Origin of the sequence: Neisseria sp. CCUG12390, from assembly GCF_047837985.1 — a bacterium.
Taxonomy (GTDB): domain Bacteria; phylum Pseudomonadota; class Gammaproteobacteria; order Burkholderiales; family Neisseriaceae; genus Neisseria.
Genome location: NZ_CP181244.1, coordinates 788,484 through 810,852, shown reverse-complemented (window position 1 = coordinate 810,852; position 22,369 = coordinate 788,484). Strand labels below are relative to the sequence as shown.

The window sequence follows — 22,369 nt, the reverse complement described above, 5'->3', positions numbered from 1 at the left end:
GCCGCATACGCCGTTATGCCGTCTGAAAAATCGGTTTCAGGCTAGGGATTTTTTGTTCAAACCGGCTTCGCACACGGCGGATTTGAACCGCCCTGCTATCCCGCCGCTTCATGGCGTTTTCAGCAGGACATACCGTCGCACATTATTTTCAGACGGCCTCACGCCGCCGCAATTTCAAATACCGGTTTGGCTTTCTTTGCCGGATTTTCTTTCCAAAACAAACGGTTCAAGATTTCGCCTGTATGCAAATTAACTAGTTTTTGGTTGGTAAACGGGCTGTCCAAACCACCGAGCGCGGCGTTCCACCGCCCCGTTTTCAGATAATCCAAATGCGGTATCAGGCCGTCTGAAACGGCTTCCAGCTCTTCGCGTTCCAAACCGGTGTAAAGACAGGTTTTCAAACCCGCCGATTTGACGGTTTGCAGCAGGTTTACCAATGTCTCCGGCTGCCATTCGCCGCCCATAAACAGCACGCAGCCAATCAGCCCGCGATAGCGTTTCAGACGGCCTTGCAGATATTCGGCGGTCAGTACCGTGCCCGAACCGGCTTTCCAACTGTCGGCACTGTGGCAGCCTTGGCAGCGCAGCGGGCAGCCGGAAAACAGAAATGCCAAGGAAGTTTCGTTCGGCACTTCCTGCCAGACGATTTGTTCGACGGTGAATGTCAGGGGTTGCATATCAGTCGCTTAATACTATATTTAGTGCGTATTAAATCACAACAATACTAAATATGGTATTTTTAAGTTTAAATCCAATCTTGGATTAACATAGCCAAACTTTATAAATACGATTTAATTTCGCTAAATTAATATTGAGAAATACAAAAAGGCCGTCTGAAACAACAGTTTCAGACGGCCTTCAAATCAATGTGAAATCAATGTTCCAAACTGTCGGTATTCACATGAACCACGGCTTCGGTTTTGTCTTCCGGCAACACCAGATTCAAAATCACCGCCATGATGCCGCCTGCGGAAATCGAGTTTTGGAACAATACCGGCAGGTTTTTGAACACTTCCGGCTCGAACGCCACACCCAAACCCAAGCCCACGGATGTGGCGGCAATCACGGCTTCGCGGCGGCGGATGCCGTTGCTCACGAGAATGCGCACGCCCGCGATGGCAATCAGGCCGAACATCAGCACCATCGCGCCGCCCAACACGGGGCTGGGAATGGTGGTGAACGCGCGGCCGATCACGGGGAACAGCCCCAGCAAAATCAGAATCGCGGCAATGTATTTGCCGACATGGCGCGACGCCACGCCGGTCATCTGAATCACGCCGTTGTTTTGCGCGAACGTGGTCAGCGGCAGCGAACCGAGCGCGGTGGCAATCACCGACACCAGCCCGTCGGCCATCACGCCGCCTTTCAGACGGCTTGTGTATTCCTCGCCTTCAATCGGGCGGTCGGACACCATCGCGGTGGCGGTCAAATCGCCCACGGCTTCAAACACGCTCAGCAGGTAAATCGCACCGGCCACGATAAACGCGTGCCAGTCGAACGCAAAACCGTATTTGAACGGAACCGGCACGGTAATCACGGGCAGGTTTTGCAGCGCGGAAAAGTCCACTTTGCCCAAAAACAGCGCGACGATGTAACCCACAATCAGACCTACCGCAATGCCACTCATGCGCAAAAGCGGGTTTTTCATGCAGTTGAACAGCAAAACAATCAGCAGCACCAGCGAAGCCAGCCCCAGATTTTCCATCGAGCCGAACGTACCGTCCGCCTTCGCGGCAAACCCGCCGCCGAAATCGGTAATGCCCACATGCACCAGACTCAGGCCGATAAGCATCACCACCACGCCGCTCACGGTCGGCGTAATCACTTTTTTCAGATAAGGCAGCAGCCACGCGGAAAAACACACCAGAAACGCGCCGACGAACGACACGCCCAGCAGCGTGGAAATCATGGCGTTTTCATCCATGCCGCCTTCCTTCATGCCCGTTCCCAGCGCAATCATCACGGTCACAAACGAGAAATTCACCGACTGAATCGACAGCATCCCTGAACCGACGATGCCGAAACGGTTGACCTGCAAATAAGTGCCGATGCCCGAGGCCACCATCGCCATCGACACCAAATAAGCCGTCATTTCCACCGGCAGCTTCAGCGCACCGCCGACAATCAGCGCAGGCGTAATCATCGGCACGAAAATCGCCAATAGATGCGTGACCGCGCTCAAAAGCGCATTCATAAAAGGCGGCTTGTCTTCCAAACCGTACACCAAATCAGGCGATTGCGCCTGTTTACCCGTTGCCTGCTCCATACGTATCCTTTAAAGTTGGTAATAAACAGATAATTTTTGTAAGGCCGAAATTGTATACAAGGTTTTCTGTTTGGGCAATTTTTCAGACGGCCTCAAATGTAAGAAAGGCTAGCGTTGTTTACAGTATTTGAAAGACAATACTGCCATGAACATCCACAAAAATACCCGACTTACACCGCACCAACGTCAAGCCGTTTGGCGCGCCTATACACAGGATAAAATTACCGTTACTTCACTTGCCCGGCAATACCAAGTCAGCAGAGTAACCATCTACCGTATCCTCAAAGCCGCACGGCTGCAGCTGCTCACGCCGCAAAACAGTACCAACAACCGGTTCAAACAAGCCAAATACGGGATGAAACGTTTGGCTAAGGTTGAAAAAGCCATCGAAGAAAAGCTCAAGAAACAGGCTAAACGCTACAACAAATCCTATCCCTGCGAAATGGTGCATTTCGATACCAAACGGTTGCCGCGGCTGAAAAACCAAAGCGTTGCCGACCCGTTCGAATACCTGTTTGTCGCCATCGACGACTACTCCCGCGAACTGTACGCAGCCATCTTGCCCGACCGTACGGCTGCCAGTGCCGCCAAGTTTCTGTTGAGGGATGTGATTGACTGCTGCCCGTACACCGTCGAATGCGCATACTCGGATAACGGAGTGGAATACAAAGGCAATGCATCCCACCCGTTTGGCGCTGCCTGCTGCCGCAACAACATCGTGCAGAAGTTTACCCGTATTGCGCGTCCGCAGACCAACGGCAAAGCGGAACGGGTGATTCGGACGCTGATGGAGATGTGGCACGATAAGCAGACATTTGACGATGCGCAACACCGGCGCAGGGAATTGTGCCGCTTTGTGAATTTCTACAATACGGTCAAGCCGCACGGCAGCTTGAAAGGCAGGACGCCTTTTGAGACTTTGGAGGATTATTTTTCTCAACCTGTTGTGTAAACAACTCGGTGATTTCTTACACCTCAAACCTTATCCGATGTATCCGGAACACCATCCAAGGTATTGAATTGCTTCGGTTTCCAAGCAGCCGGTTCGAGTATGGTACAGCCGGGAGGCCGTCTGAAACCCCTTTGGCGCATTCCCGGACTTTCAGACGGCCTTATGCTTTTCGAAGATTTAACACTTTTTATCCTTGACAACACTACGTCCTGCCTTATCAATCAAACGTTTGTTTTTAATCAATTTCTTTTTGTAAAGCACAACAATCTTCCGCCTGCTTTGCCCTGTTGCCCGCCGGCCGGTGTTTCACAGCAACAACAAAGTAGGCTACAATCGCCGAATAACCGACCTCATCATTACCGAACCAAAGGTTTCATTATGTTAAAAGGTAGCTTGGTTGCCCTGATTACCCCGATGAATCAAGACGGCAGCATCAATTTCGAACACCTGCGCAACCTGATTGACTGGCATATCGACAACGGCACCGACGGCATCGTCGCCGTCGGCACCACCGGCGAAAGCGCGACGTTGGATGTAGAAGAACATTTGTCCGTGATTGAAGCCACCGTCAAACACGTCAACAGGCGCGTGCCCGTGATTGCCGGCACCGGTGCCAACAACACCGCCGAAGCCGTCGCCCTGTCGAAAGCTGCCGAAAAAGTCGGCGCAGATTACACCCTGTCGGTCGTTCCCTATTACAACAAACCTTCTCAAGAAGGCATCTACCGGCATTTCAAAGCGATCGCCGAAGCCGCGTCCGTCCCGATGATTGTCTATAACGTACCGGGACGCACCGTCGTCAACATGACCAACGAAACCATCCTGCGGCTGGCCGAAATCCCCAACATCGTCGGCGTCAAAGAAGCCAGCGGCGACATCGCCCGCGACATCGAATTAATCAACCAAGCCCCCGAAGGGTTTACCGTATTGTCCGGCGACGATCCGACCGGAATGGCTTTCATGCTTTCAGGCGGCCACGGCGTGATTACCGTGGCGGCCAACGTCGCGCCCAAGCTGTTTGCCGACATGTGCCGCGCTGCTTTGGCCGGCAACATTGCGGAGGCACGTCAACTCAATAACCAACTGATTCCAATCTACAATACCATGTTCTGCGAACCCAGCCCCGCCGCACCGAAATGGGGTGCCGCCGCTTTGGGCAAATGCGAACCCCACGTCCGCCTGCCTTTGGTTGCGCTGACCGAAGACGGTCAGGCCAAAGTCCGCCGCGCATTGGAAGCCGCCAAACAGATTTAACCACAGGAAACCGAGATGACTTATATCAAACCGATGGCCGTTGCCGTCGCCCTGATCAGCCTGACAGCCTGCTCAAGCAGCAAAGAACAACCGAAACTGGACTACCAAAGCCAAACCCGAAAAATCGTCAATTTGGAAGTACCGCCAGATTTGACCAATCCCGACCAGGGCAATCTGTACAACCTGCCGGCAGGCAGCGGCGCGGTTCGCGCCACCGATTTGAACAACCGCCGCAACCGCACCCAGGCCGTACAGCAACCGGCCAACCAAGCGGTATTGCAGTCGGTCAAAGGCGTGCGTTTGGAACGCGACGGCAGCCAACGCTGGGTTGTGGTCGACGGCAAGCAGCCTGCCGAAATCTGGCCGCTGCTGAAAGCCTTCTGGCAGGAAAACGGTTTCGATATCAAATCGGAAGAACCGGCTATCGGCCAGATGGAAACCGAATGGGCGGAAAACCGCGCCAAAATCCCGCAAGACACCCTGCGCCGCCTGTTTGAAAAAGTCGGCTTGGGCGGCGTTTATTCGACCAGCGAACGCGATAAATTCATCATCCGCGTCGAACAGGGCAAAAACGGCACGACCGACGTTTTCTTCGCCCACAAAGGTATGGCGGAAGTTTACGGCGACAAAAACAAAGACACCACCATGTGGCAGCCTCGCCCTAACGACCCGAATTTGGAAGCCGCTTTCCTGGCGCGCTTCATGCAATACTTGGGCGTGGACGAAAAACAGGCTGAAAACGCATTGGGTCAAAGCGTTGCGCCCCGTGCGGATACCGGCGATTTAGCCAAAGTGGACGGCCAAACCCTGCTGCTTAGCGGCGACTACGACCGCAACTGGCGCCGTACCGCGCTCGCGCTCGACCGCATCGGCCTGACCGTTTTGGGTCAAAACGCCGAACGCCATGCGTTCCTGGTGCGGCAGGTTCCGACCGAAAGCGAAGCGGTCAGCACGAAGAAACCGGGTATATTCAGCCGCTGGTTCGGCAAAGGCAAAAAAGCCGAAACCGCCCCGGCGCAACAGCCCGAACTGATTGTTTATGTCGAGCCCGTCAACGGCGGTGCACGCATCAGCCTGCTGAACAAAGACGGCAGCAGCTACAAAGGCAGCGACGCTTCCACCCTGCTTGGCCGCCTGCATTCGGAATTGCGTTAAACGGCAAACCCGGCATATTTCAAACCGCTTTTGAATCCGATGTTCAGAAGCGGTTTTGTTCATTTGGAAAAGGCCGTCTGAAACTGCAGCCGTTTAAAATAGAAATAAGACAAGGCGGCAGCGGCGGCTGCGTGCCGCCGTTATATCGGGAGGCAACACGTATTATTTTTATTTTCAACGGCTGCGGTTTCAGACGGCCTTCGCTATCCGCTATAATACAGCATTTCATTCAGCGACAATCCGACCCATGAACCGACGCAAAACCTACCTGCTCTGCATCGTCTTTTTCACCCTGCTGTTTATGGCCTTGGTGCTGCTGGGCAGCTATCTGCTCTCCGTCGGCAGCAAACAGTTTGCCGTGGCTTCGTTTCTGTTCGCATTTGCCGCCATCTTCGGCCAAATCGGCAGTCTGGCACTTTATCTGCGCTTAAAAGCCCGTTTACAATATCAACAAATGCAGACGCAGCAAAACCAAGGAAATCCCCATGTTTGACAAAATCGTTTTGGCCAGCGGCAACGCGGGCAAACTCAAAGAATTCTCACGCCTGTTTGCCGGGCAGAATATCCAAATCCTGCCGCAATCCGCGTTTGACACGCCCGAATGTCCCGAACCGTATTTCACTTTCGTCGAAAACGCGCTTGCCAAAGCCCGGCACGCCGCCAAACACAGCGGCCTGCCCGCACTCGCTGACGACAGCGGCATCTGCGCCGACGCACTCGGCGGCGCACCGGGCGTATTGTCCGCACGCTACGCCGGCGAACCAAAATCCGACGCCGCCAACAACGCCAAACTTTCCGCAGACTTGGCCGATAAGGACGACAAAAGCTGCTATTACGTCTGCGTGCTGGTGTTCGTGCGCCACGAACACGATCCGCAACCGATTATCGCCGAAGGCATCTGGCGCGGATTATGGCAACAGGAAGCCGCGGGAACCAACGGTTTCGGCTACGACCCGCATTTCCACCTGCCCGAACACGGCTGCACCGCAGCCGAACTTGAACCCGAAATCAAAAACGCCGTCAGCCACCGCGGTTTAGCCTTGCAAGAATTGCTCAAAAAAATCCAAGCTGTAATGTAACCCATTCAAGCAGGCCATCTGAAACCTTTCAGACGGCCTCCTACACACCCGAAACCATGACCGCCATTCATTTCCCCCAAACGCCCCGGCTCACCGCTCTGCCGCCTTTATCGCTCTACATCCACATCCCGTGGTGCATCAAAAAATGCCCGTATTGCGACTTCAATTCGCACAATATCTCGCGTTATCAACCGCTTGCGGCAATCCAACCCGAGCAAACCGCACCCAACGGCCTGCCTGAAGATGCCTACGTTGACGCGCTGCTGGCGGATTTGCAGTCCGAATTGCCCAACATCTGGGGGCGGCCTGTCGAAACCGTATTTTTCGGCGGCGGTACACCCAGCCTGTTCAGCGCGCGAGCCGTCGACCGCCTGTTGAGCGGCGTGCGTTCGCTGGTGCGACTGCAACCGGATACGGAAATCACGCTTGAGGCCAACCCCGGCACTTTTGAAATCGAGAAATTTCAGGGCTTTAAAGACGCAGGCATTACGCGGCTTTCCATCGGCGTGCAGAGTTTCAACGACGATATGCTCGTGCGCTTGGGGCGCGTCCACAACAGCCGCGAAGCCTTAGCCGCCATCGATACGGCTTTGAATTTGTTCGATAAAGTCAACATTGATTTGATGTATGCCCTGCCGAACCAAACCGTTCGGACGGCCTTGGACGATGTCAAAACCGCCATTGCCACGGGCGCGAGCCACATCAGCGCGTATCATCTGACGATGGAGCCGAACACCGCGTTCGGCCACACGCCGCCGCAAGGTTTGCCGGAAGACGAAGCCGCTCTGGACATCGAAGACGCGGTGCATACCGCTTTGGAACAGGCCGGGTTTATCCATTACGAAACCTCCGCTTTCGCCCGCGCCGGACAGCAATGCCGCCACAATCTCAATTATTGGCAGTTCGGCGACTACCTAGGCATCGGCGCAGGCGCGCACGGCAAAATTTCCTACCCCGACCGCATCGAGCGCACCACGCGCCGCCGCCACCCGAACGACTATCTCGCCGCCATGCAGGGCAATGTTTCAGACGGCATTGAACGCAAAACCGTCGCCCGTGAAGATTTGGCATTCGAATTCATGATGAACGCGCTGCGCCTGACCGACGGCGTACCTGCCGCCATGCTGCAGGAGCGGACGGGCATCCCCGTCGCGCACATCCTGCCGCAAATCGAAACCGCCCGAAGCAAAGGCCTGCTCGAACCCGATCCGACCGTATTTAAGCCGACCGCACAAGGCAGATTGTTTTTGAACGATTTGTTGCAGTGTTTTTTGTAGCCTATCGGGATAAATCGGATTCCGCAGCCATGAGTTGCGCAAACCGGTAACGCTTACGGTGCAAACACAGCAAAGGCCGTCTGAATATTTTCAGACGGCCTCTGTAAACCTTCAAACAAAACAGGGATATTGGGCGAACCGGCAGCATGGCAAGACACTTTTGCAAAACCCGAAAATAGTCAAAAATCTCCAATCCGTCAGGAAACGCAGCGAATTTACCGGCCAACGGGACATAGATTTTTTGGTTTGAATTGAGTTTGACAAAAATCTCGGCAATCGGACAAACCATCCCAAAACCGCTTTTCAGACGGCCTCAAAGTCACCCCATGCCGTCTGAAACCCAAGCAGACACGCCCTGCCGGCTTCCTAAGCCGCACGAAATTTTGTATCATAACCCCCTATTCCGACTGTATTTTCTCAGGAGAACCATCATGGCGAAAACCATTATCCACACCGACAACGCCCCTGCCGCCATCGGCGCATACAGCCAAGCCGTGCGTGCGGGCGACACGGTTTACATGAGCGGCCAGATTCCGCTCGACCCTGCCACCATGCAGGTGGTCGGCGGCGGCGATTTCCGCGCCGAGGCGGTTCAGGTATTCAAAAACCTGCAAGCCGTGGCCGAAGCCGCAGGCGGTTCGTTGGGCGACATCGTCAAAGTCAACGCCTATCTGACCGACTTGGGCAACTTCGCCGTTTTCAACGAAGTCATGGCCGAATTCATTCCCCAGCCCTTCCCCGCCCGCGCCGCCGTCGGCGTTGCCAGCCTGCCCAAAGGCGTGCAGGTCGAAGCCGAAGCGGTTATGGTGTTAAACGCCTTACTGTAAAATCCGTACAGGCCGTCTGAAACGGTTCGGTATTTTTCAGACGGCCTTTGCACGGCTTGGCTCCAATCCTCATTGAAAACGGCAAACCGGAAGCCGTCAACAGGCTGCGTACCCAACATAAAACGCTGCCGCAAAAAATAGCTTTAAACGGCAGAAAAGGCCGTCTGAAAACCTTTCATCAGGATAAAAAACACCATGGCACATTACGCAATCGGCGACATCCAAGGCTGCTACGACGAGCTGACGGCTTTGCTGAAAAAAATCGGCTTCAACCACGGCACCGACACCCTCTGGCTCACGGGCGACATCGTCAACCGCGGCCCCAAATCTTTGGAATCGCTGCAATTTGCCATGCAGCACCCCGACAGCGTCCGAATCATTCTCGGCAACCACGATTTCCACCTGCTCGCCGTCGGCTACGGCCACGGCACCACCAAACGCAGCGACACCATCACCCCGATTCTCAACCATCCCGACAGCCGCAAAATGCTCGACTGGCTGCGCTGCCAGCCCCTGATGATCCGCGACGAAAAGCATGTCATGGTACACGCCGGCATCCTGCCGCAATGGAGCATAGACCAAGCCGAAGAACTGGCACGCGAAGCCGAGGCCGAATTGCAAGGCAGCAAATACGAAAAGTTCTTCGCCAAAATGTACGGCAACACCCCGATTGCGTGGGACGAAAAATTAAGCGGCTACAGCCGCCTGCGCTTTATCGTCAACGTGTTCAGCCGGATGCGCGCCCTGACCTATCAAAACGAACTCGATTTCGATTTCAAGGCCACACTCGACAAAATGCCGATTCACCTGCGTCCGTGGTTCAAAGCCCCCGGCCGGCAAAACCTCAGCCACAAAATCGTCTTCGGCCATTGGTCGTCGCTGGGCTACATGAACACCGACAACATCATCTCGCTCGACACCGGCGCGCTGTGGGGCGGCGAGTTGACCGCCATCAACCTCGACACCGAAGCCGTTACCCAAGTCGCCGCCCTCAACGGTTTGGATTGGAAAACCGCGTTGAAATAAAAATGAAACCTGCAAAGGCCGTCTGAAAAAAAATTTTTTCAGACGGCCTCACTATTTATCCATACAAAATCAAACATTCCTCCGACAAAACCGTCTGCCATCTTCCCCCGCTGATTTTCACCGGCAGATCCGCCACATCGCATTCATTACCTAACCAAATGAATTATTTACATTTATTATTCTTCAACATCATATTTCGTTCACATTTTTATGTTACCTTTTGAAAAAACTGTAGATTTACTCTAATTTTTGGATTTTTTAGAGTATAATTCCTAAAAATTAAAAACCGACGACATCGTCGTTCAAAATAGAAATAAGACAAGGCGGCAGCGACCGCCGTGTCCACCCGATACATAAGGGAGCCGGCAACGCTGTATTATTTTTATTTTAAACGACGGCACACAGCGCATCACTCACTCCAACTTACCCTGAAGGCTATTTCAATGTCACACTCTTTCGATCCCTTGGTTATCCGCGGCAAATCATTGATTCCCATCGTTCAAGGCGGTATGGGCGTGGGTATTTCGGCGTCCGGACTTTCCAGCGCGGTTGCCCGCGAAAACGGCATCGGCACCATCGCCAGCGTTGATTTGCGCCACCTGCACGAAGACTTGCTGGAAGAATCGAAAATCAACCCGACCGAAGAAAAATACACCCGGCTCAACCGCATCGCGCTCGACCGTGAAATCCGAAAAGCCAAAAGCGGCGCAGAAGGCAACGGCATGATTGCCGTGAACGTGATGAAAGCAGTAAAAGACCATGCCGCTTATGTCCGCCAAGCCTGCGAATCGGGCGCGGACGCGATTGTGATGGGCGCGGGTTTGCCGCTGGATTTGCCGGAAATGACCGAAGGCTTCCACAAAGATGTCGCCCTGTTCCCGATTTTGTCGGAATCGCGCGGCATCAACATCGTGTTGAAACGCTGGATGAAAAAAGGCATTCTGCCCGACGCGGTGGTTATCGAACACCCTGCCCACGCCGCCGGACACTTGGGTGCGGCCACCGTTGCCGGTGTCAACGACGAAAAATTCGAGTTCAAGCGCGTGATTGAAGAAACGCTGGAAGTGTTTAAAAATCTGGGCTTGGAAAGCGAAAAAATCCCTTTGATTCTGGCCGGCGGCATGGCGAATTTTGAAAAAGTTACCACCGCGCTGAAAACATGGGGCGCAAATGCCGTGCAAATCGGCACCGCCTTTGCCGTAACACAGGAAGGCGACGCACACATCAACTTCAAAAAAACGCTGGCCGGCGCGGAAACCGAGCAAGTGGTCGAATTTATGTCGGTTGCGGGCCTGCCTGCACGCGGCGTGCGCACCAAATTCCTCGACAACTACATCAAGCGCGAAGCCAAACTGCAATCGGTTGCCAAAGCCGATCCGCGCCGCTGCACGCAAGGCCTGAACTGCCTGACCAGCTGCGGCCTGCGCGATGGTTTGGAAAAAGCCGGCCAGTTCTGCATCGACATCCAGCTTTCCGCCGCCTTCCGCGGCGAAGTCGATAAAGGGCTGTTTTTCCGTGGAAAAGATCCGCTTCCGTTCGGCAACGCCATGCGCACGGTGCGGGAAACCATCCACTATCTGCTAAACGGCGCGATGCCCGCTGCGGCAAAATAAAACCTTATCAGAGGCCGTCTGAAACCGGTTGCAGGGTTCTGCACCGGTTTCAGACGGCCTTTTGTTTTCCGGTTTGTTTATGTCCCGCCCATACTTTGCACACCGCTTTTCAGACGACTCCAATAACCGCCACCCGTTCAGATTGTTAACAAAATGCAGCCGGAAAATGGTAACATAGCGGCTAAACCTAAGGCTCGGAACCATCATGAATTCATTATTATCCCAACTCAAACCCTACCCGTTCGCCCGTTTGCGCGAAGCCATGCAGGGCTTGGAAGCCCCCGAAGGGCTGCAGCCCGTTCCCCTGCACATCGGCGAACCGAAACACGCCACGCCCAAAGTCATCACCGACGCGCTGACCGCTTCTTTGGGCGAACTGGAAAAATATCCGCTGACCGCCGGTCTGCCGGAGCTGCACCAAGCCTGCGCCGATTGGCTGGCTCGCCGCTACGACGGATTGACCGTCAATCCCGCTACGGAAATCCTGCCGGTCTTGGGCAGCCGCGAAGCCCTGTTTTCCTTTATCCAAACCATCTTAGACCCTGTTGCCGATACCAAACCCGTCGTCATCAGCCTGAACCCGTTTTATCAGATTTACGAAGGCGGCACGATTCTCGGCGGCGGCGAAATCCATTTTGCCAACTGCCCTGCGCCATCGTTCAATCCCGATTGGTCGAGCATTTCAGACGGCCTGTGGCAGCGTACCAAAATGGTTTTGGTCTGCTCGCCGAACAACCCCAGCGGCAGCGTGCTGCAATTGGAAGACTGGCAGGAACTGTTTGAACTGCAAGACAAATACGGTTTCGTCATCGCTTCCGACGAATGCTATTCGGAAATCTATTTCGACGGCAACAAACCCATCGGCGGCTTGCAGGCGGCGGCTCAATCAGGCCGCGGCTTCGATAAACTGATGATGTTTACCAGCCTGTCGAAACGCTCCAACGTCCCCGGCCTGCGCTCGGGCTTTGTGGCCGGCGATGCCGCTTTACTGAAAGCATTCCTGCTCTACCGCACCTACCACGGCAGCGCGATGAGCATTCCCGTGCAGCGCGCCAGCATTGCCGCATGGAACGACGAAGCCCACGTCATCGACAACCGCCGCCTGTATCAGGAAAAATTCGACAAAGTGATTCCGATTCTGTGCGAAGTGTTCGACGTGGATTTCCCCGACGCTTCGTTTTATGTGTGGCTGAAAGTACCCGACGGCGACGACTTGGCCTTTGCCAAACGCCTGTGGACCCAAGCCGCCATCCAAGTCCTGCCCGGCCGCTTCCTGGCACGCGACACCGAACAGGGCAACCCGGGCGAAGGATACGTGCGCATCGCCTTGGTAGCCGACGTCGAAACCTGCGTCAAAGCCGCCGAAACCATTGTGTCGCTGTATCGCTAAGTGTTGTGTGATGCATAGGCCGTCTGAAAATTTCAGACGGCCTTTTTTGTATGGACGGCTCAAAACAATCACGGCAGTCGATCATCCGCCCTTATCCGAATCCGTTTATCATTAAAACAAACCGACAATATCAAAACCTAAATTTACAAACACAAACAAAATACAATGTCGTAGTTCTCAGGCCGATGTTTTTCAGACGGCCTGCAATTTGTCAGGTCATCTGAAAAACATCACCGACACCGTGCGGCCTACCCGTCCGCTTCCCTTTTATTCTATTTTAAAGAAAGTTTCCCATGAAATTTCAAACACTCGCCCTTGCCATCGCAACCACCCTTCTCCTGACCGCCTGCGGCACACTTACCGGCCTGCCCGGACACGGCGGCGGCAAACGCTTCGCCGTCGAGCAGGAACTCGTCGCTGCCTCTTCCCGCGCCGCTGTGAAAGAAATGGATTTGTCCGCATTGCAAGGCCGCAAGGTTGCACTTTATGTCTCCACCATGGGCGACCAAGGTTCGGGCAACATCACCGGCGGACGCTACTCCATCGATGCGCTCATCCGCGGCGGCTACCAGAACAACCCCGACTCTTCCACGCAATACAGCTACCCCAACTACGACACCACCGCCACCACCACCGCCGATTCGCTTTCCAGCGTCACCACGTCCACTTCCGTATTGAACGCCCCTGCTTCCGCACTGACCAAAAACCGCGGACGCGCCGCCGAACGTAATATCGGCCTGACCGTCAACGGCAACAGCGACTACCGTAACGAAACCCTCATCACCAACCCGCGCGACGTGTCCTTCCTGACCAACCTTGTGCAGACCGTGTTCTACCTTCGCGGCATCGAGGTCGTTCCGCCGCAATATGCCGATACCGACGTATTCGTTACCGTCGATGTGTTCGGCACCATCCGCAGCCGCACCGAGTTTCACGTTTACAACGCCGAAACCCTCAAAGCGCAAACCAAGCTCGAATATTTCGCCGTTGACCGCAATACCCGCAAACTGCTGATTAAACCTACTTCCGCCGCCTACGAAACCCAATACAAAGAAAAATACGCTTTCTGGACCGGCCCGTATAAAGTCAGCAAAACCGTCAAAGCTTCAGACGGCCTGATGGTTGATTTCGGCGACATCGAACCCTACGGCAGCACCACCGCGCAAAACCGTCCCGACTTCAAACAGAGCACCGATGCCAATCTCGATGTCAGCGACGAAGTCATCCGCCGTAAAAAAGGAGAATAAACCGTGAAACCGCTGCGGAAACTTACCGGCTTCATCGCCGCCGCAGCCCTCGCCCTGACTGCCCTCGGGCAGCAGGCAGCGGCTGCGGATCTGAAAAACGATCCTTTTGTTACCCAAAACGCCGACCGTAAAAACTTCGAACCGGGCGGACAATACCATCTGTTCGGTACGCCGCGCGGCAGCGTGGCTGACCGCACAGGCAAAATCGATGTTACCCAAGCCTACAAACACCAAATGGGCAACCTGCTTATCCAGCAGGCCAACATCAAAGGCGACATCGGCTACAAAACCGTCTTCTCCGGCCACGGTCATGAAGTCCATGCTCCTTTCGACGAACATGCCAGCCGCAGTGCCAGCGACGAAAAAGGCAGCGTGGCGGAAGGCTTTACCGTTTACCGTCTCAACTGGAGCGGTCACAAACACCATCCTGCCGACGGTTACGACGGCCCGAGGGGCGGCGGCTACCCCACTCCGACCGGTGCCCGCGACGAATACAGCTATTCGGTAAACGGCATTGCACGAAGCATCAAGTTCAACCCCACCGACACCCGCAGCATCAGCCAACGCTTCCGCGACAATTACGCCAATCTCGGCAGCAACTTTGCCGACCGCGCCAACGAAGCCAACAAAAAGATGTTCGACCACAACCCCAAACTCGACCGTTGGGGCAATACCATGGAGTTCATCAACGGCGTGGCCGCCGGCGCAGTCAACCCCTTTCTGAGCGCGGGTGAAGCCGTCGGATTGGGCGATGCGCTGTACGGCACGGGCTATGCGATAGACAAAGCGACGATGTACGGCATCGCCCCGCTGTCTGCCGACGGCAAACTGTCCGCCATAGGCGGCTTGGGCAGACTGGGCGGAGCGGAAAAAGACATCGGCAATGCGGTCACAGACTGGTCGGCAGAGAACCCGAATGCGGCGGAAACGGTAGAAGCCGTATTCAATGTGGCGGCGGTAACGAAAGCGACCAAACTGTCTAAGACGGGGACTGGGAAGACAACGGTAAGTGAGGATTTTGCCGATGCCCATGCACCTATGGGAAGTAGATATAATCAGATGAATCAGCCAAAAAATCCTGATTATCAGCCAGTTAGAAATACACCTACAGAAATAAATGGGCGACAGTATTCTGGACATGCTCTTGATAGAATGCAAGATAGGGGGATTTTGCCTTCCGTAATAGAAAACACGATACGTACAGGGCAGCAAACTAAAGGAAGAAATGGTACAACATCTCATTATGACCCGATAAATAATGTTAAAGTTATAACTAATCAATCAGGAGGCGTTGTCACGACAACTTATGGAAAATAACATTGAAAATATTGTCAGTAGCATTTTTCATTTTTCCAAATTCGTTTCTGATGCAGAAAATGAGATTTCCAATCAATCATCTGAATATCATGATTTATGGTGGGAATTAGAAACTCTAAATGCTTTAGCCCTAGAAAACTGGGAAAAAATAGGCAAGCCGAAAAATTGGCAAGATTGGACAATAAAATATCAATCTGAAGCTTCCCGACTGGTAAAAAAATTACTTGCCAAACGAATCCCAGAAAATAATATCGTCTGTGATATTACTCATTTCCTACATTTTGCAGATTGGGCTGAATCGGAAATTCCCAACCAGTCTCATTCATATGCGGAATATTGGTGGGAATTGGAGTCTTTCAAAACTCAAATTTTAGAAGATTGGGAGAAACATGGACGACCTCTCGAATGGGAAAAATGGAATAGAGTATATAAATCAGAAGCTTTGAAGTTGGTCAGACAAGTAAGAAACCAACATATGGGGATTTAGTTCGTAGCAAGCAAGCGTAGGGTAGGCATTTATACCCATATATGTTCTATTTTGTCTTGTTAATTAAACCATGCCGTCTGAAAATAACTGTTTATTTTCAGACGGCCTTTAATGTTTTGTGGGCATACATGCCCGCCCTACGCTTGTTATTTTTTAAACGACAATTCGAAAATTATCGATGATGAAAATTCTGAAAATATTCTTTGCAGCCTTGGCAATATTGGTACTGTTCTCGCAACTGGCTTGGCATTTCAGGCCGGAATGGTTTTTAAAGGACGGTGTTCGGGAAGAAAGCGTTTCTGCGGCTTCGCTCAAGACGGCAAAAGCCGCATTTGATGCGGTAATCGACCATAAAAACAATGAAAAAGAATATCAGGATACGGGAACGCTACCGCTTGATTTTCCCCTGCTTCAGGAAAGCGGCGATTACTTGGCATTAACCGGAAAAATTGATTTTTTGGCCGACAAAGAACCGTTTTTCCGCCGAACCGCGAAGATTGGCGGCTTGAAAGTCGATACCGACTATACTCTCCATAATAACCGCCCGGTAAAGATTGAAACCGTCCGCGCGCTCGATTCGGCAGGCAATCGCCTGCTGACAACGACTTACCGCTATGCAGGCGGCAAGCCTTTGGATGCCCTTGTCGTTTTGAGCGAACTGGAAACGGCTGACCCGCAAAGCGGCGTGAATACTTACCGTCAGCTCGGTTCACAACTGTTTATCTGGCAGGCAGACGGAACATTATGGCAACAGGGCGAAGCGAGTGCCGTTTTGTCAGAATATACGGAAAACCACTGCGCCGCCTGTTATCGGGAAGCGGTTGAATTGAGCCGCCGTGCTGTAGGAGAACGGCAAAACAAACAATATGTTCGGGAAGCGCAACAACAAAGCAATACGATTGCCGCCAATAAAGGGGCATATATCCAATTGAACGATGTTGCCGCCATCATGCCCAAAGGGATGAAACACAACAGCCTGGTTGTCGGATACGATTCTTCAGGCCTGCCCGAAAAAATTTATTACAGCTACGACGACGGACAAAAGCGGCAGAGTTTTGAATATTATCTGAAACAGGGAAAAGTATTTAAAGCCGGCTCTTCCACAGTGGCATTGGCCGCAGACGGCATGACGGCCGATACGTCAACCGATCACCGCGAACATCATTGGGTACTTCAAGACGGCAAAGTCATTGAAGAAAAAAGAGGATTTAACGATAAACTTCCCGATTATCCCTTAAGCCGGGAAATGGTTTACAATGAGCCTATGCGGTTGGCAGCGGCGGCAAAACGTTGATGCCGTCATTTTGATGGCTTATCGATGGGATAACAAGGCCGTCTGAAAAACTTTCAGACGGCCTGAACACATACCGAAAAATGCCAAACATTACCACAATTAAATATTCCAACCGACCCTATTCTTGCCCTGCCCCATGTTTGAAACTACAATCCAACCCTCTCTTTGACACCGATACGAGGCTGCCATGTTGTTTGTGTTATCTCCGGCAAAAAATCTTAACGAAACAGATCCTGCTCCGATTCAAGAATTTACCCAACCCGATTTATTGGCCGAATCGGAAATCCTGATGGACGAACTGCGCCGGCTCGCGCCGCAGCAAATCGCCGAACTCATGCACGTTTCCGATAAAATCGCCCTGCTCAACGCCGAACGCAATGCCGCCTGGCATACCCCGTTTACACCCGAAAATGCGAAACAGGCGGTTTATATGTTCAACGGCGATGTGTACGAAGGCATAGATGCCGCCTCACTCAATCCCGAACAAATCCGATACCTGCAGCAACACGTCCGCCTGCTTTCCGGCTTATACGGCCTGCTGCGCCCGCTCGATTTGATGCAGCCCTACCGCTTGGAAATGGGCACGGCTTTTGCCAATTCGCGCGGCAAAAACCTGTATGAATTTTGGGGCGGCCGCATTACTGACCTGCTCAACGATACGCTTGCCGCCAACGGCAGCGACGTGCTGGTTAATCTGGCCTCACAAGAGTATTTCAAATCGGTCAACCCTAAAAAACTCAAAGCCAAACTGATTACGCCGGTTTTCAAAGACGGAAAAAATGGCCAATACAAAATCATCAGTTTTTACGCCAAACGCGCCCGCGGCCTAATGGTGCGCTATGCCGCCGAACACGGCATTACCGAACCCCAAGCCTTGCAGAATTTCGACTACGAGGGCTACAAATTCAATGCCGCCGCGTCAAATGAAAAAGAGTGGGTATTTCTGCGTCAAGAACAAACCAAGTAAAAACAGAAATCTAAGTTTCAACACCCAAATTTCACTTGGCAAGGCAGCAAGTTTTCATTACTATATCGTCTTCAAGAAAACGGAAGCGTGGCAGAGCGGTTTAATGCAACGGTCTTGAAAACCGTCGAGGGTTGATAGCCCTCCGTGAGTTCGAATCTCACCGCTTCCGCCATTTTCTTGAATATATTTTTAAGGAAGCGTGGCAGAGCGGTTTAATGCAACGGTCTTGAAAACCGTCGAGGGTTGATAGCCCTCCGTGAGTTCGAATCTCACCGCTTCCGCCAAACAAAAAAGAGTCGCTTGAAAAAGCGGCTCTTTTGTTTTGGGCTGCGCTTGGGGAGCGCGCCGATATTTGATTTACCGTCACTTGGTTGCGCAATATTCAAATACAACCTTATTTTGTAACTGCCAAAATACAGGCCGTCTGAAAAATTTCAGACGGCCTCTCTGTTTAATCAATCATTTTCACTCCGGCATCACTCTGCCCAGTTTTTCTTCTTACTGGTTTTACCGATACCCGGATTAAAGCTGTTGGTCGGGTCGAGTTTGCGGTAAAACTGTTTCAGCTCCGGCTTGGCTTCGTAAAGATGGCCGACATTGTGCTCCGCCGGATACTGCGCACCGCGTTCGTCAAGCAAAGCCAGCATTTCATGTTCCAAAGCCATGCAGTCGTTGCCTTTTTTGACGATGTAGTCTTGGTGGAAGACGTGGCACATGAAATGGCCGTAATAGAGTTTGTGGCTGATTTTGCCGTCGATTTCAGACGGCAGTTTTTCAAACCAGTCGCGGTCGTCGCGGCGCAGGGCGATGTCGAGTGCGACAATGTCTTCCACTTCGGTATCGTGCACGGCGCGGTAACGGATGGCGGCGGAAGCCACGGCAAAACGGTGCAGCATGGCGGCCTGCGCTTCTTCCGCGTTACACTCGAAATACGCGCCGTTGCGTGTGGCGAAATAGTCTTTCAAAAACGCACGCGCTTCGTCCACGCCCTCGCCGCCCATTTTCAGAATCAAATGGTGTTCGTATTTATCGCGGTAGCCGAGCAGAGATTGCGGCAGATGTTGCGGCAGCCATTTGCTAACCCATTGCAGGGCTTTGTCGGAAAAATGTTTCGGCAGAAATGACAATTTTTTGCTGAAGCGGTCGGCGCGTGCTTTGTAGTCGAACAATTTCGGCAGTTGGTGCGTACCGAATTTCTTAATCACATAAAACGTGTCTTTGCCGTAGACTTCTGCGATGTTGAACGCGTCGCGGTGGATGTATTCGCCCGAAACCGGCAAGGTTTTAAACTCGGCCAGTGCCGCGCGGCGGATGTCGGTCAGTTCGTTGATGTCGTTGGTACCGATGTAGAACACGGCCGTTTTCGGCTCTTGCGGAAACGTATCCAAACGCACGGCAAACACCATCAGCTTACCCGCGCAGCCCGACGCTTCGTAATGGCGCGCAGGATCGGCGTTGAAACGCGCGGCGGTCGGTTCGTCGACTTGGCGCACATGGTCGCAATAGGCATGGTCGTGGCCTTTGCCCGCGTTTTGCGTGATGTCTTTGCGCTGGTAGTGCCAACCTTGTAAATTCGTCAAAATCTCTTCGGGGTCTTCGCCCAAATCAATGCCCAAATGGTTGACCAGATTCAGACGGCCTTCCGCATCAATCTCGGCATATAAGGCCATCTCGGTATAAGCCGGCCCGCGCTGTACCAATGCGCCGCCCGAATTGTTGCACACGCCGCCCAGCACCGACGCGCCGATACACGACGAGCCAATCACCGAATGCGGCTCGCGCCCCAAAGGTTTCAGCAGCAGTTCAAGCTGGTTGAGCGTCGAACCGGGCAGGCAGACGACTTGTTCGTTATTGTTAATCGGCTGGATGATGTTCATGCGCATGGTGTTCACAATCACGATGTCGCGGTCGTAATCGTTACCGTCGGGGGTGGAGCCGCCTGTCAGCCCGGTATTGGCCGCCTGCGTAATCACAATCACATCGGCTTCCACACAGGCTTGCAGGATTTTCCACATTTCCAGCAGCGTTCCCGGCCGCACCACGGCCAAAGCCTTCCCTTCGCCGAAACGGTAGCCCTGCCGGTATTGCTCGGTTTTGGCGGGGTCGGTCAGAATGAATTTGTCGCCGACAATTTCGGTCAGACGCTGAATCAGTTGCGAAGCGGTAACGGACATAAGGTTTCCTTGCTCATGCGGGTTATTCGGATGGAGTGATTGTAGAGGGAGCATACAATGAAGTAAAGGCCGTCTGAAACTTTCAGACGGCCTTTGAAACCGGTTGTTCAAATCAAAAAGAAATACGACCAAACTGTAATAATCACCACGCTGAACCCGCTCAAAACCAACCCTACGGAAAGCATGTCGCGCTGGCGGATTTTGCCCGAAGCGAAAATCAGCGCATTCGGCGGCGTACCCACCGGCAGCATAAACGCACACGATGCACCGATGCCGATAATCAGCACCAGCGCGGTTTCCGGCAAGCCCATCTGCTTGGCAATCGAGGCGAACATCGGAATCAGCAGGGCAGAGGAAGCGGTATTGCTGGTGAAGTTGGTCAGTACAATGATAAATACGGTTACCGACACGGTAACCACAAGTGGCGATGTACCGCTCAAAACCTGAGCCACTTCATTGCCCAAAGCGGCGGATGCCCCGGTTTTCTGCATCAGGCTGCTCAAGGTAATTCCGCCGCCGAACAGCAGCAACACGCCCAAATCAACGTTGCGCGCGACCTCGCGCCAACCCACTGTTCCCAAAACCACCACCAAAGCCGCGGCAGTCAAGGCAATCACACTGTCAATCGCATCAATACCGGTCGCTTCGGCGATTTTTCCGCTCAGCATCCAAGCCAACGCCGTGCCGCCGACAACCATCACCGTCAGGATGCGGTGCAGGTTCCACGGAATATCCTCCGTCTCAATCCCTGCCGCATTGATCTGTTTGAAGTCAGGCTTCAAAACCAGAAACAGCGAAACCAACATTGCCGGCATTAAAACCAATGCAATCGGCAGGCCGTATTTCATCCAGCCCAGAAAGTCCAAACCCAAATCCTTGGCCGCTATCGCATTCGGCGGCGAACCGACCAGCGTACCGATACCGCCGATACCGGCACTATATGCGATGCCCAACAGCATAAAGGCAATCACACTGCGGTCTTTCTGCGGGTCAAGCTGCGACATCATGCCCAAAGCCAACGGCAACATCATCGCAGCAGTTGCCGTATTACTGATCCACATCGATAAAAATGCCGTCACGGTAAAAATCAGCAGCGAGGCCGTCAGAAAACTGCCCCGGGAAAGACTGATGACTTTCAAGGCCAGCTTGCGGTCAAGCCGCTGGATGTGCATGGCCGCCGCCAATGCAAAACCGCCGAAAAAAACATAAATAATCGGGTCGGCAAAATTGGCCAAAGCCGTTTTGGTATTCATTTCCGGCACTTTGAAAACAACTGCCAATACGGGTATCAGCAGCGCCGTCACGGTGATGTGGACAGCCTCCGTCAGCCACATGATGCCGACAAACAGCAAAATCGCCAAACCTTTGTTGGCCTCTGCATCGTAGGGCAGAATAAAGTAAAGACCGAAACCCAGCAACGCAGCAAGCAAGGTAATCATCAAACCGCGCCAACTGGTCGCCGGCGGCTGCGCACTTCTCAGCGACAAATTCTCAGGCAAACGCTTCTGAGTGTCATCATGGATAAATTTTCCCAAAAGAAGCTTCCTTTTCCGAATGAGGTGAAAAATGTTTTTTTCAGTTTAGGCGACTGAAATCATTTTGACAAGTTCTTAACAATAAATAACCGGAAATTTAAAATACGAAAATTTATTTATATTTATCAAATATTTATTTTTATATAATTTTATTCATAGTTTAACTTATTTGACTCGTGTCAAAAATACATCCGTCGTCGGATAACATTCCCTCCCATCCGCTTGCAGCAGACGTCCGCTTTTTCAGACGGCATGAAAAGCAAAACACCGCAAGCAGAACTTGCGGTGTTTTTCAAATAAGGCGGCGAGCCGAACCCCCGGCACTGGCGCATCGGAGTGGGCTGCTGGCTTCCGCCCCTGACCCGGTGTTCCGAATAACCATGCGGGGAGACCCGCCAAAGAAAAACCGATTATAACGCTTTCCGGGCAAATTTCAAGTTTATTCCGCCCAAAGGCCGTCTGAAAGACAAACCAATCTGAAACACCGCGCCCGAAACCATCTGAATTGT

General features: G+C 52.9%; 19 protein-coding genes, 2 tRNA genes and 1 other RNA gene. 17 read left to right on the top strand and 5 right to left on the bottom strand.

Annotated elements, in window-relative coordinates; all coding sequences use genetic code 11:
- Positions 1–158 precede the first annotated feature (158 nt).
- Together nrdG and ACM67E_RS03745 are read right to left on the bottom strand one after the other, a co-directional pair.
- Entirely contained in the window at positions 159–677 is a 519-nt protein-coding gene (nrdG, locus tag ACM67E_RS03750; protein WP_416192275.1) for an anaerobic ribonucleoside-triphosphate reductase activating protein, read from the bottom strand.
- Positions 678–874: 197 nt separating this feature from the next.
- Positions 875–2,266, bottom strand: a complete 1,392-nt coding sequence (locus ACM67E_RS03745) for a nucleobase:cation symporter-2 family protein (RefSeq protein WP_416192274.1) — start codon at positions 2,264–2,266, stop codon at positions 875–877.
- A gap of 145 nt (positions 2,267–2,411) precedes the next feature.
- Here ACM67E_RS03745 and ACM67E_RS03740 point away from each other — a divergent pair, with 145 nt between their 5' ends.
- The 17 genes from ACM67E_RS03740 to ACM67E_RS03660 all read left to right on the top strand — a co-directional run bounded on the left by ACM67E_RS03740 (position 2,412) and on the right by ACM67E_RS03660 (position 18,435).
- Positions 2,412–3,218 carry an integrase core domain-containing protein gene (locus ACM67E_RS03740; protein WP_416192273.1) on the top strand — a complete coding sequence of 269 codons (807 nt, stop codon included), beginning with the start codon at positions 2,412–2,414 and terminating at the stop codon, positions 3,216–3,218.
- A 378-nt stretch (positions 3,219–3,596) separates the two neighbouring features.
- Positions 3,597–4,472, top strand: coding sequence for a 4-hydroxy-tetrahydrodipicolinate synthase (gene dapA / locus ACM67E_RS03735; protein WP_416192272.1), 876 nt, complete (start codon positions 3,597–3,599; stop codon positions 4,470–4,472).
- Between the two features lie 15 nt (positions 4,473–4,487).
- On the top strand, positions 4,488–5,627 hold the full coding sequence (gene bamC, locus ACM67E_RS03730; RefSeq protein WP_416192271.1) for an outer membrane protein assembly factor BamC: 1,140 nt from the start codon (positions 4,488–4,490) through the stop codon (positions 5,625–5,627).
- Positions 5,628–5,874: 247 nt separating this feature from the next.
- Positions 5,875–6,120: an NGO_0222 family membrane protein gene (locus ACM67E_RS03725; protein ID WP_416192270.1), complete on the top strand. Its 246-nt coding sequence runs from the start codon at positions 5,875–5,877 to the stop codon at positions 6,118–6,120.
- Positions 6,113–6,706 carry an RdgB/HAM1 family non-canonical purine NTP pyrophosphatase gene (gene rdgB, locus ACM67E_RS03720; RefSeq protein ID WP_416192269.1) on the top strand — a complete coding sequence of 198 codons (594 nt, stop codon included), beginning with the start codon at positions 6,113–6,115 and terminating at the stop codon, positions 6,704–6,706. The genes ACM67E_RS03725 and rdgB overlap by 8 nt, the downstream gene beginning before the upstream one ends.
- A gap of 56 nt (positions 6,707–6,762) precedes the next feature.
- Positions 6,763–7,983 carry a radical SAM family heme chaperone HemW gene (gene hemW, locus ACM67E_RS03715; protein WP_416192268.1) on the top strand — a complete coding sequence of 407 codons (1,221 nt, stop codon included), beginning with the start codon at positions 6,763–6,765 and terminating at the stop codon, positions 7,981–7,983.
- A 431-nt stretch (positions 7,984–8,414) separates the two neighbouring features.
- Complete coding sequence (locus ACM67E_RS03710; RefSeq protein WP_416192267.1) at positions 8,415–8,810, top strand: RidA family protein; 396 nt, start codon at positions 8,415–8,417, stop codon at positions 8,808–8,810.
- 195 nt (positions 8,811–9,005) lie between these two features.
- Positions 9,006–9,836: a symmetrical bis(5'-nucleosyl)-tetraphosphatase gene (locus ACM67E_RS03705; protein ID WP_416192266.1), complete on the top strand. Its 831-nt coding sequence runs from the start codon at positions 9,006–9,008 to the stop codon at positions 9,834–9,836.
- Between the two features lie 443 nt (positions 9,837–10,279).
- Positions 10,280–11,449, top strand: a complete 1,170-nt coding sequence (locus ACM67E_RS03700) for an NAD(P)H-dependent flavin oxidoreductase (protein WP_416192265.1) — start codon at positions 10,280–10,282, stop codon at positions 11,447–11,449.
- A 205-nt stretch (positions 11,450–11,654) separates the two neighbouring features.
- Positions 11,655–12,839 (top strand): succinyldiaminopimelate transaminase, encoded by a 1,185-nt coding sequence (dapC, locus tag ACM67E_RS03695; RefSeq protein WP_416192264.1) that lies wholly within the window; start codon positions 11,655–11,657, stop codon positions 12,837–12,839.
- Between the two features lie 293 nt (positions 12,840–13,132).
- Positions 13,133–14,086, top strand: coding sequence for an adhesin (locus tag ACM67E_RS03690; RefSeq protein WP_416192263.1), 954 nt, complete (start codon positions 13,133–13,135; stop codon positions 14,084–14,086).
- 3 nt (positions 14,087–14,089) lie between these two features.
- Complete coding sequence (locus ACM67E_RS03685; RefSeq protein ID WP_416192262.1) at positions 14,090–15,403, top strand: MafB family polymorphic toxin; 1,314 nt, start codon at positions 14,090–14,092, stop codon at positions 15,401–15,403.
- The gene (locus ACM67E_RS03680; RefSeq protein ID WP_416192261.1) at positions 15,393–15,890 is read left to right on the top strand and encodes a hypothetical protein; all 498 of its coding nucleotides are present in this window, start codon (positions 15,393–15,395) and stop codon (positions 15,888–15,890) included. The genes ACM67E_RS03685 and ACM67E_RS03680 overlap by 11 nt, the downstream gene beginning before the upstream one ends.
- Before the next feature lie 178 nt (positions 15,891–16,068).
- Entirely contained in the window at positions 16,069–17,184 is a 1,116-nt protein-coding gene (locus ACM67E_RS03675) for a hypothetical protein (protein WP_416192260.1), read from the top strand.
- Positions 17,185–17,371: 187 nt separating this feature from the next.
- A complete protein-coding gene (yaaA, locus tag ACM67E_RS03670; RefSeq protein WP_416192259.1) occupies positions 17,372–18,151 on the top strand; it encodes a peroxide stress protein YaaA in 780 nt (259 codons plus the stop codon).
- An 81-nt stretch (positions 18,152–18,232) separates the two neighbouring features.
- Positions 18,233–18,323 (top strand) — tRNA-Ser (locus ACM67E_RS03665).
- A gap of 21 nt (positions 18,324–18,344) precedes the next feature.
- Positions 18,345–18,435, top strand: a tRNA-Ser gene (locus ACM67E_RS03660).
- A 192-nt stretch (positions 18,436–18,627) separates the two neighbouring features.
- Here the strand turns inward: ACM67E_RS03660 and dld are convergent.
- The 3 genes from dld to ffs all read right to left on the bottom strand — a co-directional run bounded on the left by dld (position 18,628) and on the right by ffs (position 22,257).
- Positions 18,628–20,325, bottom strand: coding sequence for a D-lactate dehydrogenase (gene dld / locus ACM67E_RS03655; RefSeq protein WP_416192258.1), 1,698 nt, complete (start codon positions 20,323–20,325; stop codon positions 18,628–18,630).
- A gap of 107 nt (positions 20,326–20,432) precedes the next feature.
- Positions 20,433–21,860, bottom strand: a complete 1,428-nt coding sequence (locus ACM67E_RS03650) for an SLC13 family permease (protein WP_416192257.1) — start codon at positions 21,858–21,860, stop codon at positions 20,433–20,435.
- 300 nt (positions 21,861–22,160) lie between these two features.
- An RNA gene (gene ffs / locus ACM67E_RS03645) (signal recognition particle sRNA small type) lies at positions 22,161–22,257 on the bottom strand.
- Between the last annotated feature and the right edge of the window lie 112 nt (positions 22,258–22,369).

Bases quoted from the DNA above. Each gene is read 5' to 3' on its own strand.
- nrdG (WP_416192275.1), bottom strand. From the start codon at position 677: ATGCAACCCCTGACATTCACCGTCGAACAAATCGTCTGGCAGGAAGTG.
- ACM67E_RS03745 (WP_416192274.1), bottom strand. From the start codon at position 2,266: ATGGAGCAGGCAACGGGTAAACAGGCGCAATCGCCTGATTTGGTGTAC.
- ACM67E_RS03740 (WP_416192273.1), top strand. From the start codon at position 2,412: ATGAACATCCACAAAAATACCCGACTTACACCGCACCAACGTCAAGCC.
- dapA (WP_416192272.1), top strand. From the start codon at position 3,597: ATGTTAAAAGGTAGCTTGGTTGCCCTGATTACCCCGATGAATCAAGAC.
- bamC (WP_416192271.1), top strand. From the start codon at position 4,488: ATGACTTATATCAAACCGATGGCCGTTGCCGTCGCCCTGATCAGCCTG.
- ACM67E_RS03725 (WP_416192270.1), top strand. From the start codon at position 5,875: ATGAACCGACGCAAAACCTACCTGCTCTGCATCGTCTTTTTCACCCTG.
- rdgB (WP_416192269.1), top strand. From the start codon at position 6,113: ATGTTTGACAAAATCGTTTTGGCCAGCGGCAACGCGGGCAAACTCAAA.
- hemW (WP_416192268.1), top strand. From the start codon at position 6,763: ATGACCGCCATTCATTTCCCCCAAACGCCCCGGCTCACCGCTCTGCCG.
- ACM67E_RS03710 (WP_416192267.1), top strand. From the start codon at position 8,415: ATGGCGAAAACCATTATCCACACCGACAACGCCCCTGCCGCCATCGGC.
- ACM67E_RS03705 (WP_416192266.1), top strand. From the start codon at position 9,006: ATGGCACATTACGCAATCGGCGACATCCAAGGCTGCTACGACGAGCTG.
- ACM67E_RS03700 (WP_416192265.1), top strand. From the start codon at position 10,280: ATGTCACACTCTTTCGATCCCTTGGTTATCCGCGGCAAATCATTGATT.
- dapC (WP_416192264.1), top strand. From the start codon at position 11,655: ATGAATTCATTATTATCCCAACTCAAACCCTACCCGTTCGCCCGTTTG.
- ACM67E_RS03690 (WP_416192263.1), top strand. From the start codon at position 13,133: ATGAAATTTCAAACACTCGCCCTTGCCATCGCAACCACCCTTCTCCTG.
- ACM67E_RS03680 (WP_416192261.1), top strand. From the start codon at position 15,393: ATGGAAAATAACATTGAAAATATTGTCAGTAGCATTTTTCATTTTTCC.
- ACM67E_RS03675 (WP_416192260.1), top strand. From the start codon at position 16,069: ATGATGAAAATTCTGAAAATATTCTTTGCAGCCTTGGCAATATTGGTA.
- yaaA (WP_416192259.1), top strand. From the start codon at position 17,372: ATGTTGTTTGTGTTATCTCCGGCAAAAAATCTTAACGAAACAGATCCT.
- dld (WP_416192258.1), bottom strand. From the start codon at position 20,325: ATGTCCGTTACCGCTTCGCAACTGATTCAGCGTCTGACCGAAATTGTC.